The 22,213-nt window shown below is 32.7% G+C and carries 15 protein-coding genes; all 15 read right to left on the bottom strand.

Features of this window, described 5'->3' with window-relative positions; translation table 11 throughout:
• Positions 1-159 precede the first annotated feature (159 nt).
• The 15 genes from ACVC08_RS20270 to ACVC08_RS20200 all read right to left on the bottom strand — a co-directional run bounded on the left by ACVC08_RS20270 (position 160) and on the right by ACVC08_RS20200 (position 22,091).
• Positions 160-2,820 (bottom strand): T9SS type A sorting domain-containing protein, encoded by a 2,661-nt coding sequence (locus ACVC08_RS20270; protein WP_452603432.1) that lies wholly within the window; start codon positions 2,818-2,820, stop codon positions 160-162.
• Positions 2,821-3,066: 246 nt separating this feature from the next.
• On the bottom strand, positions 3,067-4,863 hold the full coding sequence (locus tag ACVC08_RS20265; protein ID WP_452603431.1) for an acyl-CoA dehydrogenase family protein: 1,797 nt from the start codon (positions 4,861-4,863) through the stop codon (positions 3,067-3,069).
• A gap of 105 nt (positions 4,864-4,968) precedes the next feature.
• A complete protein-coding gene (locus ACVC08_RS20260; RefSeq protein ID WP_452603430.1) occupies positions 4,969-6,162 on the bottom strand; it encodes an acetyl-CoA C-acyltransferase in 1,194 nt (397 codons plus the stop codon).
• A gap of 56 nt (positions 6,163-6,218) precedes the next feature.
• A complete protein-coding gene (locus ACVC08_RS20255) occupies positions 6,219-6,578 on the bottom strand; it encodes a four helix bundle protein (protein WP_452603429.1) in 360 nt (119 codons plus the stop codon).
• Between the two features lie 42 nt (positions 6,579-6,620).
• Positions 6,621-9,029 carry a 3-hydroxyacyl-CoA dehydrogenase/enoyl-CoA hydratase family protein gene (locus tag ACVC08_RS20250; RefSeq protein ID WP_452603428.1) on the bottom strand — a complete coding sequence of 803 codons (2,409 nt, stop codon included), beginning with the start codon at positions 9,027-9,029 and terminating at the stop codon, positions 6,621-6,623.
• Between the two features lies 1 nt (position 9,030).
• Positions 9,031-9,486 carry a MarR family winged helix-turn-helix transcriptional regulator gene (locus ACVC08_RS20245; RefSeq protein WP_452596559.1) on the bottom strand — a complete coding sequence of 152 codons (456 nt, stop codon included), beginning with the start codon at positions 9,484-9,486 and terminating at the stop codon, positions 9,031-9,033.
• Positions 9,487-9,593: 107 nt separating this feature from the next.
• On the bottom strand, positions 9,594-10,571 hold the full coding sequence (locus ACVC08_RS20240; RefSeq protein ID WP_452603427.1) for a VPGUxxT family thioredoxin-like (seleno)protein, type 2: 978 nt from the start codon (positions 10,569-10,571) through the stop codon (positions 9,594-9,596).
• A 73-nt stretch (positions 10,572-10,644) separates the two neighbouring features.
• Positions 10,645-11,670 (bottom strand): helix-turn-helix domain-containing protein, encoded by a 1,026-nt coding sequence (locus ACVC08_RS20235; RefSeq protein ID WP_452603426.1) that lies wholly within the window; start codon positions 11,668-11,670, stop codon positions 10,645-10,647.
• A gap of 11 nt (positions 11,671-11,681) precedes the next feature.
• Positions 11,682-12,143 carry a hypothetical protein gene (locus ACVC08_RS20230; protein WP_452603425.1) on the bottom strand — a complete coding sequence of 154 codons (462 nt, stop codon included), beginning with the start codon at positions 12,141-12,143 and terminating at the stop codon, positions 11,682-11,684.
• Between the two features lie 162 nt (positions 12,144-12,305).
• Entirely contained in the window at positions 12,306-14,078 is a 1,773-nt protein-coding gene (locus tag ACVC08_RS20225; protein ID WP_452603424.1) for an AMP-dependent synthetase/ligase, read from the bottom strand.
• 367 nt (positions 14,079-14,445) lie between these two features.
• A complete protein-coding gene (locus tag ACVC08_RS20220; protein ID WP_452603423.1) occupies positions 14,446-15,246 on the bottom strand; it encodes a helix-turn-helix domain-containing protein in 801 nt (266 codons plus the stop codon).
• A 199-nt stretch (positions 15,247-15,445) separates the two neighbouring features.
• Positions 15,446-15,937, bottom strand: a complete 492-nt coding sequence (locus ACVC08_RS20215; RefSeq protein ID WP_452598992.1) for a GNAT family N-acetyltransferase — start codon at positions 15,935-15,937, stop codon at positions 15,446-15,448.
• An 89-nt stretch (positions 15,938-16,026) separates the two neighbouring features.
• Positions 16,027-19,689 (bottom strand): phosphoribosylformylglycinamidine synthase, encoded by a 3,663-nt coding sequence (gene purL / locus ACVC08_RS20210; protein ID WP_452603422.1) that lies wholly within the window; start codon positions 19,687-19,689, stop codon positions 16,027-16,029.
• Positions 19,690-19,850: 161 nt separating this feature from the next.
• The gene (locus ACVC08_RS20205) at positions 19,851-20,942 is read right to left on the bottom strand and encodes a heparan-alpha-glucosaminide N-acetyltransferase domain-containing protein (protein WP_452603421.1); all 1,092 of its coding nucleotides are present in this window, start codon (positions 20,940-20,942) and stop codon (positions 19,851-19,853) included.
• A gap of 27 nt (positions 20,943-20,969) precedes the next feature.
• Complete coding sequence (locus ACVC08_RS20200; protein WP_452603420.1) at positions 20,970-22,091, bottom strand: serine hydrolase domain-containing protein; 1,122 nt, start codon at positions 22,089-22,091, stop codon at positions 20,970-20,972.
• Positions 22,092-22,213: the final 122 nt, after the last annotated feature.

Below are 22,213 nucleotides of genomic sequence, written 5' to 3'. Positions count from 1 at the left end.
CTCCAATACAAATGCACAAACAAAATAAACTTAAAAGAAAACAATACAAATCAAAAAAGCTGAACAATCATAGGATTGTTCAGCTTTAAATAATAAATTTAATCCTTTATTAATCTGTATCGATTATTTAGGACTAGACATATGTTAAACAGGTAACAATTACTTTATTATAAGTTTTAAAGTTTTTGTTTGCTGTTTTGTATTAGTCATTTTTACAAGATATAAACCGGCTGACAACTTTGATGTGTTTAATCTAAGAGGAGTATTCTTATTAAAAAGGTGTTTTTTAGAAATTACTTTCTGGCCTTGAATATTAATAATGTTAACAAACATTTCTGAAGATTCAGTAGAATTTAATGCAATCATTACATAATCGCTTGTAGGGTTTGGATACATTTTTATTTGACTTGTAATTAAGCTTTCTTCTTCAACGCTTAAAGTGTTTTCAATATTAAAATCTAAAATACCTGCTCCCCATGTTGCAAAGCGAATACTATTTGTAGAATTTATATAGTCTACATCCATTGCATTAAAAAAGCCTATACCTTCTGCTAGAGAGTACCATGTTTCTTGAGCTACATCAAACACATATGGACCAATGTCTGTTCCTGCAAAAACAAACTCACCACTAGGTATTACTATCATACCTCCAGTTTGTGCATCATCTCCAGAAGGAAAAATTCCTGTTACATCTGTCCAAGTATTACCACCATCTGTAGATAATATAGAGCCTACATTATTATTACTTGGTCCAGAAAATAATATCCAGTTATCATTTCCGGGTAGTACAACACCACTTCCAATATCCCCTCGTGTCCATCCGCCAGGTGTTTTACTAAATGGTGTAATTGTACCAGAATCGAAAGTATTACCTCTATCATTAGAAATAAATACCTTACCATCTTGTAACATGTATATTTTATTTGGGTTTACAGTTCCTTGAGCCAGTGCTGCAATTTGGTTATCTCCTTTATCTACAGTATGCCCAGATAAATTAGACCCATTCCATTCTGCTCTGTGCAAACTTTGAGATAGCATCCATATTCTTTTATCTGGATCATGGTGGTCTATGTAAGTTTGAACCCATCCCATTTCTGTATCTGAACTGAAGTTTACTGTTTGACTAGAATTAAATTGAGAATTTATAGAGCCAATTGATTGAAAGGCACCTCCACTTGAATATACATTTACAGGCGACCATACTTTATCTCCTTGTCTAGACCATTTCCATGCATTTTCTCCATCGTAACTATCTATGGAAGGCCCATCTCCACCTATAGATTGGTAAAAATCTAAGACGTCTCCACTAGTTCCAGGAATAATACTTTGCGAACCTTGGTCTTGCGTTCCGTAATTAATATGATTTGTATCATTAATACCAGTAAATAAACAATCTCTGTACACTAGAGGAGTAATAGTATTTAATACATTTAAGTTAATAAAATGAGCATTAGCATATCCAGAGTTATCATATCCGACACCTGAGGCTGGAAAATCGGACCATTCTTTATAAGAAATGAAAACACCTCCATCTGAACATCTTGCCGAAAATAAATCTCCGCTGCTATTATAGAAAAAATGTGACGATTGAAAGTCTGGATGATAGTTAAATCGAATTCGATTTTGATAATCTGTTGGAGATAAGTTAGTTCCATTTTGATACCAACCCCAACCAGTTTCGTCTGTTAAAACAGAATTTAAGGCATTTGTAGATATAATAGGTATAGCATAACCACCTAAGCAAATATTAGGATTTTCTGGATGTGCAGCAAAGAATTTACCGGCATCCATTTTTCCACTAAGGTCTCCATACCAGTTACCATGTGGAAATTTTGGTGTCCAAGTAACACCTTCATCATTAGAAACCCAGTAATTTTTATTTTCTGTTACGTATAGTAAACTACTATCTCCTCCAATACTAAAGGCATTATTGCCGTGCGAAGAGGTATAAGACCCCATAACATCAAAGTCTGTTTGCGAGGCATTTAATTTATACATTGCCCCACTTCTTGCTAAGTATATATTGTTTGCACCATCTTGAGTTGTATATCGTGGCGTATATAAAAAAGAGCTTAGAGAGGTCCCAAAATTTTTGAGTAATGAAAAATTAACGCCAAAATCTGTAGAAATATATATTGCAGAGTTATCTGTAACATATATTGTGTTGTTATCTTGTCTATTTATTGTAGAACTAGTATTAGTTGAAGGAAGCCCGTTTGAAAGTGTCCATGTAGCCCCATCATCATCTGAATAGTATAATGGGCCGTTTTCTATATGAGCAATAAGCCTAACTGTTCCACTCATATTAAATACCATTAAATTTTCATATCTATTTGGCCAACTTGCCGTTAATAATTGAAAATCGTCGCCTCCAGTGCCAGTGTTTGGATTATATACTGTTCCTTTATATATATAAGATTTAGAATTATATTCTCCTGCATAATGATTTAAAGTAACAGCATACATGGTATCTGTACCATCTAACATTTCTGCAAATTTAAATGCTCCAGGCATGTTTTTTGGACCTCTATTTAACCAGTTTCCTGTTAATGCTCCATTTGCATAAATATTACTTAGTAAATTATTTTTACTAGATGAAGGTTTAACTGTTTTAGATAATCTGGCTAATATTTCTTGATGACGAGCAGCTTGTTCTGGTGTCCATCTCGCATGTTTATCTGGATTATGATTTTCTTTTTCTTTATTTTCTGCTTGAAGTAGTGGTTTTTTTAACTTCCCATTGGTGTCTTTATCTTGTTTACAAGACTGTAGGTTAAATACCATTAAAAGTACTATTATAAAAAAGGAGAGTTTTTTCATTTTCATTTTTTTAGTTAATAAATGGGGTTTGCACAAATTTAATATAAAAAATAAGTTTTATTGTTTAATTAAACGAATCGCTATTTATAGTAAATGTGTTTTGTAGTAGATTCAAATAGAAAAAACGTTTCAAAAGAAACGTTTTTTTATAATTTAATAAGTTTTTTAGTTGATAGATTCTAAATATAACAAAAAAAGCTGCTTCAAATATTTGAAACAGCTTTTTTAATAATAATTAAAACTAAATTAAAAGCAGTACTTATTTTCTGCTTTAACTTTTTCTGCGATCTCGTTACGTAAGTCTACGATATCTGGGTAATTTGTATATTTAGTGAAACGTTTAAGTCCCATAAGCATCATACGTTGCTCGTCTCCTTCAGCAAAAGAAATAATACTTTCTTTTCCTTTTCCTTCCACAATACTTACAGCATTGTATAAATATAGTTTAGACATTGCAATTTGTACAGCTTGTTCTTTCTCTCCAAAACGTTTTGCGTTTTTCTCAGTTCTCAAAATTGTAGATTCTGCCATATAAATTTCAATTAAAATATCGGCAGCCGCAATTAATAATTGCTGGTGTTGTTCCATTTCTGGTCCAAATTTTTGAACAGCAGCTCCAGCAACCATTAAAAATACTTTTTTAAGTTTAGCTATCATTGCTTTTTCTTCAGAAAATAATTCTGAATAATCTGGCGTTTCAAAAGAAGGAATACCCATTAATTCTTCTTGTACGGCCATTGCAGGTCCTAATAAGTCTACATGCCCTTTCATAGCTTTCTTTACTAACATTCCAACAGACAACATTCTGTTAATCTCGTTAGTCCCTTCATAGATACGAGCAATACGCGCATCTCTCCATGCTGCTTCCATTGGCGTTTCTTCAGAGAAGCCCATTCCTCCAAAAATCTGGATACCTTCATCTGCACAATTTTGAACATCTTCTGAAACGGCTACTTTTAATATAGAGCATTCTATTGCATATTCTTCGACTCCTTTAAGTTCTGCTTCCTGATGTGTATTTCCTGCTGCTTCACGTAAAGCAATACGGTCTTCTATATTTTTAGCTGCTCTATAAGTGGCAGATTCTCCAGCATAGGCATTGGTAGCCATTTCTGCTAGTTTTATTTTAATAGCTCCAAAATCTGAAATTGGTGTTTTAAATTGCTTTCTTTCGTTAGCATATTGTACACCAATAGTTAATATTCTACGTTGAGAGTCTAAACAAGCTGCTGCTAATTTAATACGGCCAACATTAAGTGCATTCATGGCAATTTTAAATCCTTCACCACGACCAGCTAGCATATTTTCGATAGGTACAACAGTGTCGTTAAAGAATACTTGACGAGTAGAACTTGCTCTAATACCAAGTTTATGCTCTTCTTCTCCTAAAGTGATGCCGTTAGATGGATCATTCTCAACAATAAAACCGGTAATGTTTTTATCGTCTTCTATGCGTGCAAAAACGATGAATACGCTACAGAATCCTGCATTTGATATCCACATTTTTTGACCGTTAATTTTATACGATTTTCCATCTTCTGAAAGTTCAGCTGTAGTTTTTCCAGAGTTAGCATCCGATCCTGCTCCTGGTTCTGTTAAACAGTATGCTCCAAACCATTCTCCTGATGCTAATTTTGGAACGTATTTTTGCTTTTGTGCTTCTGTACCATATAACGTAATTGGCATTGTACCAATTCCTGTGTGTGCTCCAAATGCTGTACTAAAAGATCCTGTACCAGAGGAAATATAATCGCAAGTTAATACTGTAGAGACAAATCCCATTCCTAATCCTCCGTATGCTTCTGGTACAGCAACACTAAGAAATCCTAGATCGCCAGCTTTTTTCATACACTCTTCGGTTAAAGCATAATCTTTAGCTTCAAAGCGTGGTTTATTAGGTATAATTTCACGGTCATTGAATTCCATAACCGCTTCTTTCATCATATTTTGTTCTTCTGAAAAATCTTCTGGAGTGAATACGTGTTCACAATCTGTTTCTTTTACAAGGAATTGCCCTCCTCTTAATAAATCTTTTTCTTCCATTTTATTTGTAGATTCTAGACAGCTAGATTTTAGATTCTAGACTGCTTTGTTGATTATAATATTTTATTTTTTAAGTCTATGCTCTAGACTCTAATCGTCTATTTTCTAGTTAAGAAATTCAAATATTCCACATGCTCCTTGCCCTGTTCCTACACACATCGTTACGGCACCATATTTCCCTTTCATGTTTTGCTTACGCATTTCATCGAATAACTGTACAGATAATTTTGCTCCAGTACATCCTAATGGATGCCCTAAAGCGATAGCTCCTCCATTAACATTTATAATGTCTGGATTTAAGTTTAACTCACGAATGACTGCTAAAGATTGAGAGGCAAAGGCTTCGTTTAATTCTATTAAAGATAAATCGTCTTGTTTTAACCCTGCTTGTTTTAATGCTTTTGGGATGGCTTTTACTGGACCAATTCCCATAATGCGAGGTTCTACACCTGCAGCTGCATAGTTTACTAAACGAGCTACTGGTTCTAGATTTAATTCTTTTACCATGTCTTCGCTCATTACCATAACAAAGGCTGCACCATCACTCATTTGCGATGAGTTACCAGCTGTTACACTTCCGTCTTGAGCGAAAACAGCTCTAAGTTTTGCTAAAGCTTCTTTATTAGTTCCTTTACGTGGGCCTTCGTCTTTGGTTACGGTATAGGATTTTGTTGTTTTTTTTCCGCTAGCGTCAATATAAGTTTGTTCTACTTCTATTGGTACTATTTGGTCTTGAAAGCGATTTTCAGCTTGTGCTCTTAAGGCTTTCATGTGAGAGTTGTATGCAAACTCATCTTGATCTTCACGAGATACTTTAAATTGATTTGCTACAGCTTCGGCAGTATTTCCCATTCCCCAGTAATAATCTTCATGTCCTGCTTTTACAATAGCATCATAATTTAATTCTGGTTTAAACCCTGTCATTGGTACAGAACTCATACTTTCTGCTCCTCCTGCAATGATGCAATCGGCCATTCCCGCTTGAATTTTAGCAGTTGCCATACCAATAGTTTCTATTCCTGATGAGCAAAAACGATTTACTGTTACTCCTGGTACATCTACAATATCTAATCCCATTAAAGAGATTAAACGTGCCATGTTTAGTCCTTGAGATCCTTCTGGCATTGCATTACCAACTATAACGTCGTCTATACGCTTAGGGTCTAAGTTAGGCAGTTCTTTCATCATGTGTTTAATGGTTTCTGCTGCCAGTTCATCTGTTCTTTTAAAACGGAACACGCCTTTTGGTGCTTTACCAACTGCGGTTCTATATGCTTTTACTATATATGCGGTCTTCATAGTTCTACTGTTTGTTAATTAATAAGAATCTAGAGTCTAGACGTCTAGAAATTAGACTAGTCACCTAGGTTATCTATAAACTTTCCTAACATTTTTTGAATTTGTAATATTTTATTTTCTAGCGTTTCAAATTGATTTTTATCTAGATAGCCTTCATTAAATGCAACAATTAATTGTGTTTCCCATTCGAATGCTGAACCTAAGCTATTTTCTAAATATTTTTTGAAATGCTTATTTGTACTTTTACTTGAACCTTCAGAAATATTAGATGGTATTGATACAGCGCATCTATTCATCTGGCTAATCAAATTGAATTTTTCAGTATCAGGGAATGTCTTTGTTAGTTTGTAACTGTCACTTACCAGTGCAATTCCATCCTGCCAAATTTTTAATTTTTTAAAATTATGTCTTCCCATTTATCTAAAAATCTAATTGTCTATAATCTAGTCTCTATTAGTCTAGTTTCTTAACGGTTTCCCTTTAGTAAGCATGTGCTGAATACGTTCTAAAGTTTTACGTTCTGTACAAAGCGATAAGAAGGCTTCTCTTTCTAAATCTAATAAGTATTGTTCGCTTACTAGAGTAGGTTCAGATAAATCCCCACCAGCCATTACATATGCTAATTTGTTAGCTATTTTATGGTCGTGTTCACTTATGTAGTTACTTGCTTCCATAGAGTCTGTTCCTACTAAGAACATACTTAAGGCTTGTTTACCAAGTACTTTTACATCTTTACGTTTTACAGGTTGTGTATACCCCGCATCTGCCATTAATTTAGCATGTGCTTTTGCAATAGCTAATTGTCTGTCTTTATTTACAACAACGATGTCTTTTCCTTTTTGTAAGATTCCTGTATCGAAAGCTTCGTATGCAGATGTCGCTACTTTAGCCATACCTATTGTTAAGAAGTACTCTTGTAGTGTGTTAAGTTGTACATCTCCTTTTTTAAAGGTGTCCGATGCTCGTAAAGCCATTTCTTTAGAACCTCCTCCTCCAGGGATAACGCCTACTCCAAATTCTACTAAACCAATGTATGTTTCTGCTGCAGCAACTACTTTATCGGCATGCATTGATAGTTCACAACCGCCTCCTAATGCCATACCGTGTGGTGCAGCTACTGTTGGTATTGCAGAGTAACGCATACGCATCATGGTGTCTTGGAAATATTTAATGGCCATATTTAGCTCATCGTATTCTTGTTCGGCAGCCATCATGAAAATCATACCTATGTTTGCGCCTACAGAGAAGTTTGCAGCTTGATTTCCTACTACTAATCCTGCGAAATCTTTTTCTGCTAAATCAATTGCTTTATTAAGTCCTGCTAACACATCTCCACCTATGGTATTCATTTTAGATTGGAATTCTACGTTTAAGATTCCATCTCCTAAATCTTGAACAGATACTCCTGAATTTTTAAAGACTTCTGTTGTTTTTCTAATATTATCTAAAATGATAAATGCGTCTTGTCCTGGTATTTTTTCTTGAGATTTTTTAGGAATATCGTAGAAGTATGTAGCTCCATCTTTAATAGAGTAGAAGGCATCACTTCCAGATTCTAGCATGTCTATAACCCAGTCTGCTGGTTTTAAACCTTCGGCTTGCATCATTTCTATTCCTTTTTCTACTCCTATAGCATCCCAAATTTGGAAAGGTCCATGTTCCCAACCAAATCCTGCTTTCATAGCATCGTCTATTTTATATAGCTCGTCTGTAATTTCAGGAATACGATTTGAAACGTAAGCAAATAATGCCGAGAAACTTTTTCTGTAAAATTCTCCTGCTTTATCTTTTCCTTTTACTAACACTTTAAAACGGTCTGCTACTTTATCTATAGATTTTGTTAATTCTAATGTGGCAAATTTTGCTTTTTTAGCAGAACGATATTCTAATGTGTTTAAATCTAATGAAAGGATTTCTTTTTTTCCTTCTGCCGATACTTTTTTCTTGTAGAACCCTTGCTTAGTTTTGCTTCCTAACCACTTATTTTCCATCATAGTGTTGATGAAATCTGGTAGTTTAAACAATTCTAAACGCTCGTCATCTTTGCAGTTTTCTCTAATTCCATTAGCTACATGCACTAAGGTGTCTAAACCTACAACATCTACTGTACGGAAAGTGGCCGATTTTGGTCGTCCAATAACTGGCCCTGATAATTTATCGACTTCTTCTATGGTTAAATCCATCTCCTTAACGGTGTGGAATAAACTCATAATACTAAAGATACCAATTCTGTTTCCAATAAATGCTGGTGTGTCTTTAGCTATTACAGATGTCTTACCTAAGAATTTCTCTCCGTAACCGTTTAGGAATTCTAAAACTGACGCCTCTGTTTTAGGTCCTGGAATTATTTCAAATAATTTTAAGTAACGCGCTGGATTAAAAAAGTGAGTTCCACAGAAATGTTTCTGGAAATCTTCGCTTCTTCCTTCACTCATAAACTTAATAGGAATACCAGAAGTGTTAGAGGTAATTAACGTTCCAGGTGTTCTGTGTTGTTCTAATTTCTCGAAAACTTGTTGTTTAATATCTAATCTTTCTACAACAACTTCCATAATCCAATCTACATCTGCCACTTTAGCAATATCATCTTCAAGGTTTCCTGTTGTGATACGGTTTTTAAAAGAGGGATGGTATAATGGTGCTGGTTTCGATTTTATAGAGGCCGTTAGGGCATCATTAACCAGGCGATTACGGACTGCTTTATCTTGTAAGGTCAATCCTTTAGCTTCTTCTTTAGCATTTAGTTCACGAGGAACTATATCTAATAACAGGACATCTACACCAATATTGGCAAAATGACAAGCGATACCGCTTCCCATGATTCCGGAACCAACTATCGCGACTTTTTTTATTCTACGTGTGCTCATATTATTTTAAAACAGATTGTTTTTGGTTGTATATTTTTTTGTTTGAAATTAATTCGTTGATGACTTCTGATACTTCGTAGAAGTGTTTTAGTTTTTCTTCGGAAACATTTTTTCTTACTGTCTCATTAAAGATTAAAACACGGTCTCTTGAGTATTCTCTTTTTTCTCTACCAAATTCGGTTAAATGTATTAGTACTCCACGACCATCATTAGGGTTGGGTTTACGTTCTATTAAACCTAGTTCTTCCATTCTTTTTAGAATACGAGATAAACTTGTGGCTTCCATTCCCATAATTGGGCCTAGAGAAGTTGAAGGTGTGCCATTTTCTGGGTCTATACTTAATAAAGTAAATCCAGTTGCCATTGTAGAGTCAAATTTGGCAGCTTCTTCGTTATACATTTTATTCACAGCCAGCCATGTTGTGCGTAAAATATAATCTATCGTTTTATCTTTCATTTTAAGGGAACTATTTGTTAGTTCCCAAATATAATAAAAATTTACTATGCACGCATAGTAAATTTTAAAAAAGATTATTTTGATTTATAAAAACATTGGTTTGTAGTTTAGGAGTCTAATAGTTTATTCCAAGCGCTATCGAAATCTTTATTATAGAGAACTTCACTATTTTTCGCATCTACTTTAGCTAACCATTGTTTTTGTTTTGGACTTAAATAGGGTATAGGTGATTTATTATTACCTAAGGCACTATTTATTTTGGTTTTTTGAACTTGGCTTAAAGGTAAGAATTTTAATTGACTGTGTTGCAGATAATAATCTTCATCTTTTTCTGCCCATGTAAACTTGTTTTTAGAGATAACGGGAGACATTTTATTAGCTTTTGCAAATGTATTTAAAGTTTCTTCAGATATTTTAGTTGCATCATATTTTACTTTTACAACTTCTCCATTTATAAAACCTGCTTGTGTTATTAAAACACCATCTTGTGAACCTAGTTGTTTTTCGCCTGTCCAGAAACAATACATTTTATAATGGGTCTCTTTTATATTTGGGGTGTTGAAATTAATAGTTAATTCTTGCCCTAAAATTTTTACATATTCTGGTATTATTTTGCCTTCTGCTTTTAGTGCTTTTACCATAGCATGGTATAGTCCTTTTGCAGAATAATCGCTAGCGACTCTTTTTACTATATTATCTCCTTTTTTGTTTACAATACGTACCACTGGGTTATTCCAGGTTGGTTCGTTATACTTTTTTAATGTAATTAAATCTTTTCCTTTTTTATTGTTGAATATTGCTAATGGAATAAATTCATTTTCTATGGTTTCTGTCATTAAAGGATTACTTAATACATTATGGCCATAGTTTCTACAGGTTGCACAGCCTGGTACTTCTTGGAATAATATTAAAACGGGTTTGTTTTCTTTTTTTGAGGCTGCAATAGCTGCATCGTAATCGCGATACCAACTTACTTTACCTAATTCTTCATCTTGATTTTTTGGGTTTGTGCGTTCTTGCGCATTGCTATTTTGAAAGAGTGTTAGTACTAATGTTAACGTAATAGTTTTTATAATATGCTGCATAATTCCAGGTTTTATTTTCAGGAATTAAGTCTTAAATAGTTTGAAAATCTTACAAGTAGAGATGTTAAAAGGATTATAAATCAATATCTAATACTTCTTTTCTAGATTTTATATCTAGTTTGTTGTAAATACTGCTTACATGAGATTTTACTGTGCTTATACCTATATTGCAAGTTTCGGAGATGTCTTTATTTGACTTCCCTTCTTTTAACAGATTAAATATTTTTCGTTCTTGTATGCTTAAAGATTGTAATAGCTTCTTTTTAGTATTTATTTTTCTTTTAAAAATATAATTGAATAAAAAACCTAAAGTAAAAGAAACTAATATTGTTATGGTTAAACTTAAATAATTACTAAAATCATTTTTTTGAGCAGGTATTTTTTCTCTAAAATATTGAAAGTATGGTGATTTTTCTTTTTTCCATTTTTCTAAGAATGCATGATAAAATTTTGTGTTTTTAGAAATGTCTGTTTCATATTTACTTCTATGTAAAGCATATAAAGAAGCTAAAGGATACGTGGTTGTGTCTGCTATTTTTCGTAATTGTTCTTGAAAAGCATTGGTTATAAATTCGCTTTTTACTCTAGATTCATTAAAATTAGTACTATCTATATACCTTACTATTTCGTCGACTTTTCTAATAATGTTATTTTGTTTACTAGATTTAATGGTAACTGCACTTATAACGTTGTTAAGGTTATTAACCTGAAAGTTTGCATTTTTATTTGCGATAATAAAAAAATGGTTCTCGTCTTCTCCTCCTATAATTAAAGAGGCTGGTGACGCTCCTTTTTTAGAAACATGAATTCGATACAAATTATCTTCTTTTGGAAGGTAATTTGTATCGAAAGAGAAATAGCCGTTTTTATCGATATTCGACTCTGCTATTATCATGCTTTTAGACATCGTGTACATTTTGCTAAATGAAGGTATGTGAGACAAATAGACTTTAGGTGTCCAGATACTGTCTAATACAATTGTACCAGTAATTTGGTTATTTGTATTACTTTGCCCTATACTTATAGTAGAATGCAATACTATTAGTAATAATATATATATGGTTTTGGTTTGTTTGGTTGTATGGTTAGTTGGAATCAAAAGATATATTATTAATCGTTAGACATTACTCTTGAGTTAAACATAACTTGCCCAATTGTTTTATTAGTGACCATTTTTATAATCCATTTACCTGGAGTTGGGTTATTAATAAATTTTTCTATTTTTCCAGCAACTCTTTCCATAGTACTACTATTTGTTTTATCTACTTCTTGAATTGAGCTTTCTACAGAAAACTCTCCAACAATTGTTCCTTTAGGATTAAAAATTATAATGGTTAAGTTACCATTAGTTATTTCTGATGCTATTTGTAAAGCTATGGTTGTTGTTTTAGATTCTACATTAAGGGTAATGTTTCGTGTTGTAGAGTCTGGTTTTAACATATCTATGCGTCTATCTATGTTAAAGCTAGATTCTTGACTATAACTAAATACTGTAAATAGTAAGATTAAAATAAATACTGTCGATTTTTTAATTGATGAACTCTTTGCCTTTGTTGATTTAACTGTTCTCATTGTTTTTGATTTTTTAATTAATGTTGAGACAAATCTATTCGCCAAAAGCTAAAATACACAATTTTATACGTTTGAAAAGTGTATGAAAAAGGGACTAAAATTGGTTTTAAACAAAAACTCACCCTTTTTTAGAGTGAGTTTTATTGTTTATTTTAAAAGTGTTTATGGACGATAAATTTTCTCATAAAGATCTTTATATATTTCTTTAATAATATTTCGTTTCATCTTCATGGTAGGGGTTAGGTGCCCTCCATCTATAGACCATACATCTGGCGTTAACTCGAAACGTTTAATTTGTTCCCATTTTCCAAACTTGGTATTACAAGAATCTACTTCTTTTTGAATTCTGTCTATTACTAATTGAGATGCCGATATCTCTTCGTTAGATTTTCCTATGTTATGTCCTTTTTTATCTATCCAATCTTTTATGAACTCAAAGTTAGGTTGTATGATAGCGGCAGGCATTTTTTCTCCTTCTCCAACTACCATAATTTGTTCTATAAATAAAGATTGTTTTAAATCGTTTTCTAGTAGGGTAGGGATAACATATTTTCCTCCAGATGTTTTAAACATTTCCTTTTTACGACCAGTTATTTTAAGGAAACCGTCTTCATCTATCATACCTTTATCTCCTGTATGGAAGTAATCTCCCGTCATTACACTAGCCGTTTTTTCAGGATCCTTATAGTAGCCTTTCATTACATTTCTACCTTTTATAAGTAGTTCGCCATCTTCTGCGACTTTAACTTCTACACCATCAATAGGTTTTCCTACAGCACCAATTTTAAACATATTATCTGCGTATTTTCCAACGGATACAACAGGAGAGGTTTCGGTTAAACCATAGCCTTCCATAACTTGCATTTTTGCTGCACAGAATATTCTAGATAATCTAGGTTGTAAAGCGGCACTACCAGAGACCATTGTTGTTAATTCTCCTCCAAGTGCTTCTCGCCATTTACTAAATATTAATTTATTTGCAATTTTTAGTTTAAACTCATACCACGCTCCATTTTTACCATAAGGCTGCCATTGTTCTCCTAATGCTATTGCCCAATGAAAGAGTTTACTTTTTATACCTGTTAACTCAGTTCCTTTAGCATAAATTTTGTCATACACTTTTTCTAGTAGCCTAGGTACAACACTCATTAAATTAGGTTTTATTTCTTTGGCATTATCTCCAATTTTATCTATGCCTTCTGCAAAGTATATAGAAACTCCTGCATGTTGATATACATATATTAACACACGCTCGAAGACATGACAAATAGGTAAAAAACTTAATACTCTTGGGTTACCATGAGATAGTGGTAATCTTGGTATACTGTTTAAAACGTTACTTGTAATATTATCATGAGACAACATTACTCCTTTTGGTTTTCCTGTAGTACCAGAGGTGTATATAATTGTTGCTAAATCGTCAGGAGTAACGGCATCTTTTCTTGCGTCTACTTCTGCTTGATTGCTAGTTTCTTTTCCTAATTCGAATAATTCTGAGTAATGTTTACAGCCTTCTATATGGTCGAAACTGTATACTTCTTTAAGCTTTGTATTTGCTTTTATTTTATTAACTTTTGCTAAGACTTCTTCGTCTGATACAAAACAGTAAATAGATTCGCTATGGTTTAAAACATACTCATAATCTTCAGCAGAAATGGTAGGGTAAATTGGAATATTTTGGGCGCCTATTTGTAGCACTCCAATATCTACTATATTCCACTCTGTTCTATTTGTTGTAGATATTACGGCAATTTTATCATTTTTTTGCACGCCTAACTTTAAAAGTGCGCGACTCATTGCATTTGCTTTATCTATATATTCTTTAGTAGACGTTTTAATCCATTCTCCATTATATTTTGTAACTAAAGCGGCATCTAAATTGTGTTTTTCTAGTTGATAATAGGGAAAATCGAAAAGTCGTGTAATTTCTGTCATTCTCTTATAGGACGTTAGTATGTTCTTGCAAAGTATAAAAAATACAAGGATTATCAAATGTGATAATTAAAAAAGAAAGTAGTATAACAACACCTCTTTTTTATATTGTTATTAATAATTGTCTGGAAACTATCTATTTATATAATGTCGTTATTTACTTTAAATCATGACAAAAATAAGGGAGTTATTTTTTAATAACTCCCTCTGCTAATTAAATGATAGCAAAAATTTATGCTTCCTCGTATATATTTAATAACTAACTGTTTTTAAATGAACCCCTTAACTTTCATTTGATTAAATATGTAGCACAAATTCTTCGTAAAAGTATGTAGAATTTAAGAATTACAAATGTAAAAAATCGTAATTTTTACTCTTTTAGATATTCTTTCATAAAAGTATTATCCTTTTTAAAATACTCTTTTGGAGACTCTTTCATGAATAATTTGAATTCTTTTAAAAAATGAGACTCGTCATAATAATCGTACATAAAAATTAAATCTTTAAATTTAATAGGCTTACTGGCATATTTTCTCATTAATTTTAAAAAGCGATAGAGTTTTATGTATTTTCCTGGGGTTACACCTACAATTTCTTTAAATTTTGTTTCTAATGTTTTTTGAGAGACAGGGATGATATCTAGTAAATCGCTAACATTTAACAGGCCCTCTTTTTTTCTAATATATTTTATAGCATAATCTATGTTTTTGGTATGTTTTGTTGTTGTTCTTGTCAAATCTTTTAGTGCAGATTGAAATGCTTCTAGGGCTATTTTTTTATTACGATTAGATTGTAATAGTGGGAGTAAAACGTTTTCTAGTTCTTCTGAAAGTGTTTTTAATGCTACATGTTTGTTAGTTATTGCAGAGAGGTTTTGATTAGTAAGTTTATATAAAGCAGTTGGATGAAGCACTATACCAACAATTTTTGTTGCTTCATCAATTGCAAAATCGTAAGCATGTAAACATTGTCCAGATACTATTATATCGTTACATTTTTTTGAAACGTCTCCAACTTTTTTTAAACTTCCTTTTTTTATTAGGGTAATTAAAGGAAAAGCTATAGGTATAATTGTTGTAGCGAATGGCACGATGGCTTCGTTAAAGGATAACTCGAAATACTCCTCTACTAAATTATAATCATCTTTAGACCTATACGCACTATATATCATTCTTGATTTGTATACTACTTATTCAACAACATTGTAAAATACGATTTTTTACACAAAGTATGCTTGTTATTACCCTAAGCCTTTAATTAACAATTGTTTTAAAGTCTGTAAAGTAGTAATTAAATGAGGTGAACTATAAGGGTATTAGTAGTATTTTGCTATTACATTTGTTCCTTATAAATAGTATATCGTTTTTTATTTAAAAGCGATACTCAAAAATATAGTCATTCATAACATAGCCATTTCCTATATCGAAATCGTCTTCACCTATAATTTTAAAACCACTACGTTTATAGGCTCTTACTCCTTTTTCGTTACCTCTATTTACCGTTAAATAGACTGCTGTACAGTTATTTGTTTTGGCATAGTTTTTTACTCTATTAAGGGCTAGTTTACCTAAACCCAATCCTTGGACTTCTGTTTTTAAATATATTTTACTTAAAAACACGCGGTTGTCTTCTTTTATAACATAGGCAAGGTAACCAATAAGGTTATTGTTATGGTAAATAAGTTCCCATTGATAGCCTTCATTTAAATCTTTTTGAAGTTGCTCAGGATTATACATTAAATTTAGCATGTAATCTATTTGTCCTTGAGTAATCATGTCTCGGTAATTATTGTTCCAGATTTCTTTGGAAAGGTTAAAAACCAATTCGAATTGATTTGGAGTAATAGCGTTAAAACTGGTCATTGTTTATTATGAGTTTATTAGTAAAAATAAAAAAGACCTCATAAGTATCAAAAACTTATGAGGTCTAATATTTATATTACTTGAGTCTGTTATTTTTTATCAATCCAAACTCTTGCATTAACAAAAGCTTCTAGCCAAGGCGATACTTCGTCTTGTCTGTTTTCTGGATAATTTGCCCAGTTCCATTGAAAAGTAGAACGCTCTATGTGTGGCATCATTACTAAATGACGTCCTGTTGTATCGCATAACATAGCGGTATTAAAGTCCGATCCATTAGGATTGTTCGGGTAGCCTTCGTAACCGTATTTTGCAACAATATTGTATTGATCTTCTGTTTTTGGTAAACTGAATTTTCCTTCTCCATGAGAAATCCAAACGCCTAATGTAGCCCCTTCTAATGACGATAACATCACTGAGTTATTTTTTTGAATTGCCACAGATGTAAACGAGCTTTCGTGTTTTTTAGACTCGTTATGAATCATTTTACCATGGACATCATGCTCTGGGTTAATAAGGTCTAACTCCATGAATAATTGGCAACCATTACAAATACCTACTGATAGGGTGTCTTCTCTTTTAAAGAAATCGTTAATGACTTTATTCGCTTTTTCGTTGTATTTAATAGCTCCTGCCCATCCTTTTGCAGAGCCTAAAACATCACTATTAGAAAATCCTCCTACAGCTCCTAAAAATTGAATGTCCTCTAAAGTTTCGCGACCAGAGATTAAATCGGTCATGTGTACATCTTTTACATCAAAACCTGCTAAGTACATAGCGTTAGCCATTTCACGCTCAGAATTCGATCCTTTTTCGCGTAATATAGCAGCTTTTGGTCTTGGTTTACTAGCGTCTATAACAGGCAGTTTTCCTGTAAAATGTTCTGGAAACGTATAGGTTAAAGGTTGTGCTTTATAATTATTATAACGTGCTTCGGCTAAGTTATTAGCGGTTTGTTTTTGGTCTAATAGGTAAGAGGTTTTATACCAAACATCTCTTAATCTAGAGACTGTAAGTGTGTATACTTCTGCATGGTTAATAATGCTCAACGTATCACTTCCTGTAACTTTTCCTATGTTAAAAAATTCAATATTAGCTTCAGATAATACGTTTTCTATCGAAGCGTCTTTTGCTTGAATTACAATTCCTGAGTTTTCAGAAAATAATAGTTTTACTGAGTCTTTTTCGGCTAAAGCTGTAAGATCTAGTTCTGCTCCTAAATTTACATCGGCAAAACATAATTCTAACAATGTTGTAATTAATCCGCCAGAAGCTACATCGTGTCCTGCAACGATTTGATTATTGTTTATTAGGTTTTGAATGGTATTAAATACTGTTTTTACATAACTAGCGTCTTTTACATTAGGGGCATCGTTACCAATAGTATTTAATACTTGTGCGAAAGAACTACCTCCTAATTTAAATTGGTCTTGAGAGATATTTATATAGTATATATCTCCTGCATTTTTATTAAAAACTGGCTCTACTACTTTAGTGATTGCATTACAATTTGCTGCTGCCGAAATAATTACCGTTCCTGGAGAAATAACATCTTCGTTAGGATATTTTTGTTTCATAGATAAAGAGTCTTTACCTGTAGGAACATTAATACCTAAATCTATAGCAAATTCTGAAATGGCTTGTACTGCTTCGTATAAACGCGCATCTTCGCCTTCATTTTTACATGGCCACATCCAGTTTGCAGAGAGTGAAACCGATTGTAACCCATCTTTTAACGGTGCCCAGATTATATTAGTTAAAGCTTCGGTAATACTGTTACGGCTTCCTGCTACTGGGTTTATTAATCCTGATATAGGGGAGTGCCCAATAGAGGTTGCAATACCTTCTTTACCTTTGTAGTCTAAAGCCATAACACCAACATTGTTTAATGGTATTTGTAATGGGCCTACGCATTGTTGTTTGGCTACTTTTCCGCCAACACATCGGTCTACTTTATTTGTTAACCAGTCTTTACAAGCTACAGCTTCTAGTTGTAATACTTGATCTAGGTAATGCAAAATATTATCTGCATTATACTCTAAGTTTTTATAATTTCTATTAACTGTTTTGTCTGTTAATATCGTTTTTGGAGAGCTTCCAAACATATCTTCTAAGGCTAAATCCATTGGTTTGTCTCCTTTGGTTTTAGACTCGAAAGTAAAACGGTCGTTACCTGTAACGTCTCCAACAGTGTACATTGGCGAGCGTTCGCGTTCTGCTATTTTGTTTAGTATTTCTATATGTTTTTCGGCAATTACTAATCCCATACGTTCTTGAGATTCGTTTCCTATAATTTCTTTTGCAGATAGGGTTGGGTCTCCAACTGGTAAAGCGTCTAAATCGATGTGTCCTCCGGTATCTTCTACTAATTCACTTAAACAGTTTAAGTGGCCTCCTGCTCCATGATCGTGAATAGATACTATAAAGTTTTCATCGCTTTCTACCATGCCTCTTACTGCATTTGCGGCACGTTTTTGCATTTCTGGGTTAGAGCGTTGTACGGCATTTAATTCTATTCCCGAAGAGAATGCTCCTGTATCTGCACTAGATACGGCAGCTCCACCCATACCAATACGGTAGTTTTCACCGCCTAGTATTACTATTTTATCTCCTTCTTTAGGGGTATCTTTTAGGGCTTGGTCTGCTTTACCGTAACCAATACCTCCTGCTTGCATAATAACTTTATCGAAGCCTAGTTTTCTAGCGTCTTCTTCATGTTCGAAGGTTAATACCGAACCACATATTAATGGTTGCCCAAATTTGTTACCAAAATCTGATGCTCCATTACTTGCTTTTATTAATATATCCATTGGCGTTTGGTAGAGCCATTTACGCTCATCCATACCTTTTTCCCATGGTCTGTTATCTTCTAAACGAGAATACGATGTCATGTAAACTGCTGTCCCTGCTAATGGTAGCGAGCCTTTTCCTCCTGCAAGTCTGTCTCTTATTTCTCCTCCAGATCCTGTTGCTGCTCCATTAAATGGTTCTACAGTTGTTGGGAAGTTATGGGTTTCGGCTTTTAATGATATTACCGATTCGTAGTCTTTTGTAGTATAAAAGTCGGGTTTGTCAGCCGTTTTAGGCGCAAACTGTTCTACTTTTGGGCCTTTTATAAACGCTACGTTGTCTTTATATGCCGAAACTATATCGTTAGGGTGTTGTTTCGACGTTTCTTTTATTAATTTGAATAATGATGTTGGTTTTTCTTCGCCATCTATAACAAAGGTACCGTTGAATATTTTATGACGACAGTGTTCTGAGTTTACTTGAGAAAATCCAAAAACTTCTGAGTCTGTTAACGGACGTCCTATTTTTTTTGAAACGCCTTCTAAATAGTCTACTTCTTCATCACTTAAAGATAAGCCTTCTTGTGTGTTGTAAGCTGCTATATCTTCAATATTTAAAATAGCTTCTGGTTGTACGTCTATAGTAAATGACTCTTGATTTAATCCATCGAATTTCTCTGAAATCATTGGGTCGAAGTCCGAGAAATCTTTAGTTGATGCTTCAAATTCTTCAATTCTAATAATGCCTTCAATACCCATGTTTTGGGTAATCTCTACAGCATTAGTACTCCATGGCGTAATCATAGCTGCACGTGGGCCAATAAAAAAAGCGTCTAGAGACGCCGCATTTATTTTTGGTTGATTACCAAAAAGCCAGTTAAGCTTAGAGATAGTTTCGGTTGTTAATTCTTTTGTTGTTTGAACAGCGAATACTTTACTGCTTGTGTTTCCAAAGAAATGAATCATTTTATATGTAGTTTGTGTTGTTTTTTAAAAACGCAAATTTAAGCTTTTTTAATGGTATTTTTTTACTAAAATGTATACTTAATTTTTTAGTTGTTCACGGGGTTATTAACTATAATTAAAAAGATGTTCTAAAAAGCAATTTATTATTAATTAATCTATAATTAAGCTGTTTTATTCTTAAGGTATAACTTTCTAATTTTATTGTAGATAAAGGCATTTGTTTTAACGTAATGAAAAGAGATTAGGCAAACTATTATTACAAATAATAGTGCTCCTACAATGGCTTGATATGGTGTTAACGCTTTATAAAAAAAATGTTTTAAGCCATAACCTGTTAATGCCCCAAAAATAATTGCAAAATGAATGGTATATATAGATAGTGTTTTTTCTCCTATTTTAATTATTATAGATTTTTTAGAAAACCGCTCTAAGCAATAAAATATTCCAAATATTATTAATACATTACCTAAGCGAGTAAACAGGTAGTTATAACTAGCACTAGATTTTAGTAGCTCTATATTAGTTAAATTATATAGTTTTATTAAAAAAGTGGAGGAGTAATAAATAAGGAAAAAACCATAGACAAAAAAGGCAATAATGGTAAATGGTTTAAATTTAGGTTTGTGTTCTAGGCTAAAAAATAGTGTTGCTATGCATCCCCCAAAGGCAGAGAAGCCAAACCAAGGTAAAATGGTAAAAACAGATCCGTTTGCGGTTGTTATATAGTTTTCTAAAAACGTAGGGAGTTTTTCAACATTTAGTGTTCTGTAAAAGGGTTCGGTTACAAAGCATAAATTACCTATAATAAAAAGTACAATACCTAGTATGTGGTAAGATTTTTTAAATATAGAATAAAGAAATATTAATAGTAATAGGGATAAACCAATGCATTGTAAGACATCTACTGCTAAAAAATTAGGACTGAAGTAGCCGCTTATTAATTGGAAAATATTGGCTCTTAAAGCATAACCAATAAGTATTAGCATGATGCCTCGAATAATTCCCTTTTTTATTCTTTTCCTTTCGTTTCCTTTTATTTTTGCTTTTAATAGTAAGTAAATAAAGACTAATCCTGAAATAGTAAAAAAAGTTGGCGCTGTTATACCTCTAAAATAACTCCAAATATTATAAATGTTGTTAGTGGTATCTCTGTAAATAGGGTTTAAAAGTGTGTCAATAAAATGACCTTGCAACATCATTAATATAGCAAAAGCCCTAACGGCATCAATAAAATATAATCGCTTAGTTTCCAAGTAAGTATTATTGCGTTAAATTTATATTTACTCTGGTTTTGCTTTTAAAAACAGTTGGACTATTCTCTCTAATACATTCCCGTATTTGGTTTTGCTTGAGTTAGATAGTGCTACTACAACCATTTTATTATTTGGGTATACTATAAGTTTAGTTATACCTCCAACAGATGTTCCATCATGGCTAAACCTTTTTAAGTTTTTATCATTAACTACTGCCCATCCTATTCCATAACCTGTTTCTTTTCCATCATTTATAGTGAGAGATGTTGTTAATGTTTTTATAGTTTTTTCTGAAAGAAATCCTTTATTAATAAATGCTTCTCCGAATTTAATTAAATCTGCAGTTGTAGAAATAAAGCCTCCTCCAGCCCATTTATAGCTATTATCAACATAAGGTGCATGTACTATAGTTTTAGAGGAATCTAGTGTGTAAAAAGATGTACGGTTAAAAATAATTTTTTCATTTTTATCGGCATAGGTTGTATGCATTTCTAGCGCATCAAATACTTCTCGTTGTACATAATCTATAAAATTTTCTCCACTAGCACCTTCTATTACAGCACTTAGCAAATTATAGCCATAGGAAGAGTAGGAGAATTTTGTTCCTGGCTTAAATAATAATTTATCATCTTTAAATATAGCAACACCAGATTTAACGGTTGTATAGTTCTCTTTGGATAAGTATTCGTTATTTTTATAATGTCTTATTCCTGCTATATGTCCTGCAACTTGCTCTATTGTTATAGGGTGTTTTTTTTTAGGAAAGTAGGAGACGTATTTTTTTACGTTATCGTCTATATTAATTTTACCGCTATCTATTAATTTACCAAGAGCTGCAGTGGTAATGGGCTTAGAAACACTGCCAATTCTAAATACTGTTTTTCGTGGACTTACTGGGACATTGTTTTCAAGATCTGAAAACCCAAATGCTTCCGACCATACTATTTCTCCATTTATAGAAATTGCAATATCTATTCCTGGAATTTTTTGTTTTTGCTGAAGCGAATCTATAATACGGTGTGCTTCTAGTGTTACATTGTAATAATTATTATTTCTAATGGATTGGCTAAAGCCTTTTAAACTAGAGAAACTGAGTGTTATTATAGAGAATAGCGTATAATATATTTTTATGTAATTGTTACTGTACATTTAAGTATTGAAGGTTATGTTTTATAAATTAGAATTTAGGGCGTTTAAGTTTTTTTGGAAGCAAAAAAATAAAGATGAATAGATGCGTATTCTAAATGTTTTTAACATCTATAATTGTAGAA

The sequence above is a fragment of the Pontimicrobium sp. MEBiC06410 genome, assembly GCF_053601615.1.
This window is presented reverse-complemented; position numbering and strand designations above follow the sequence as displayed.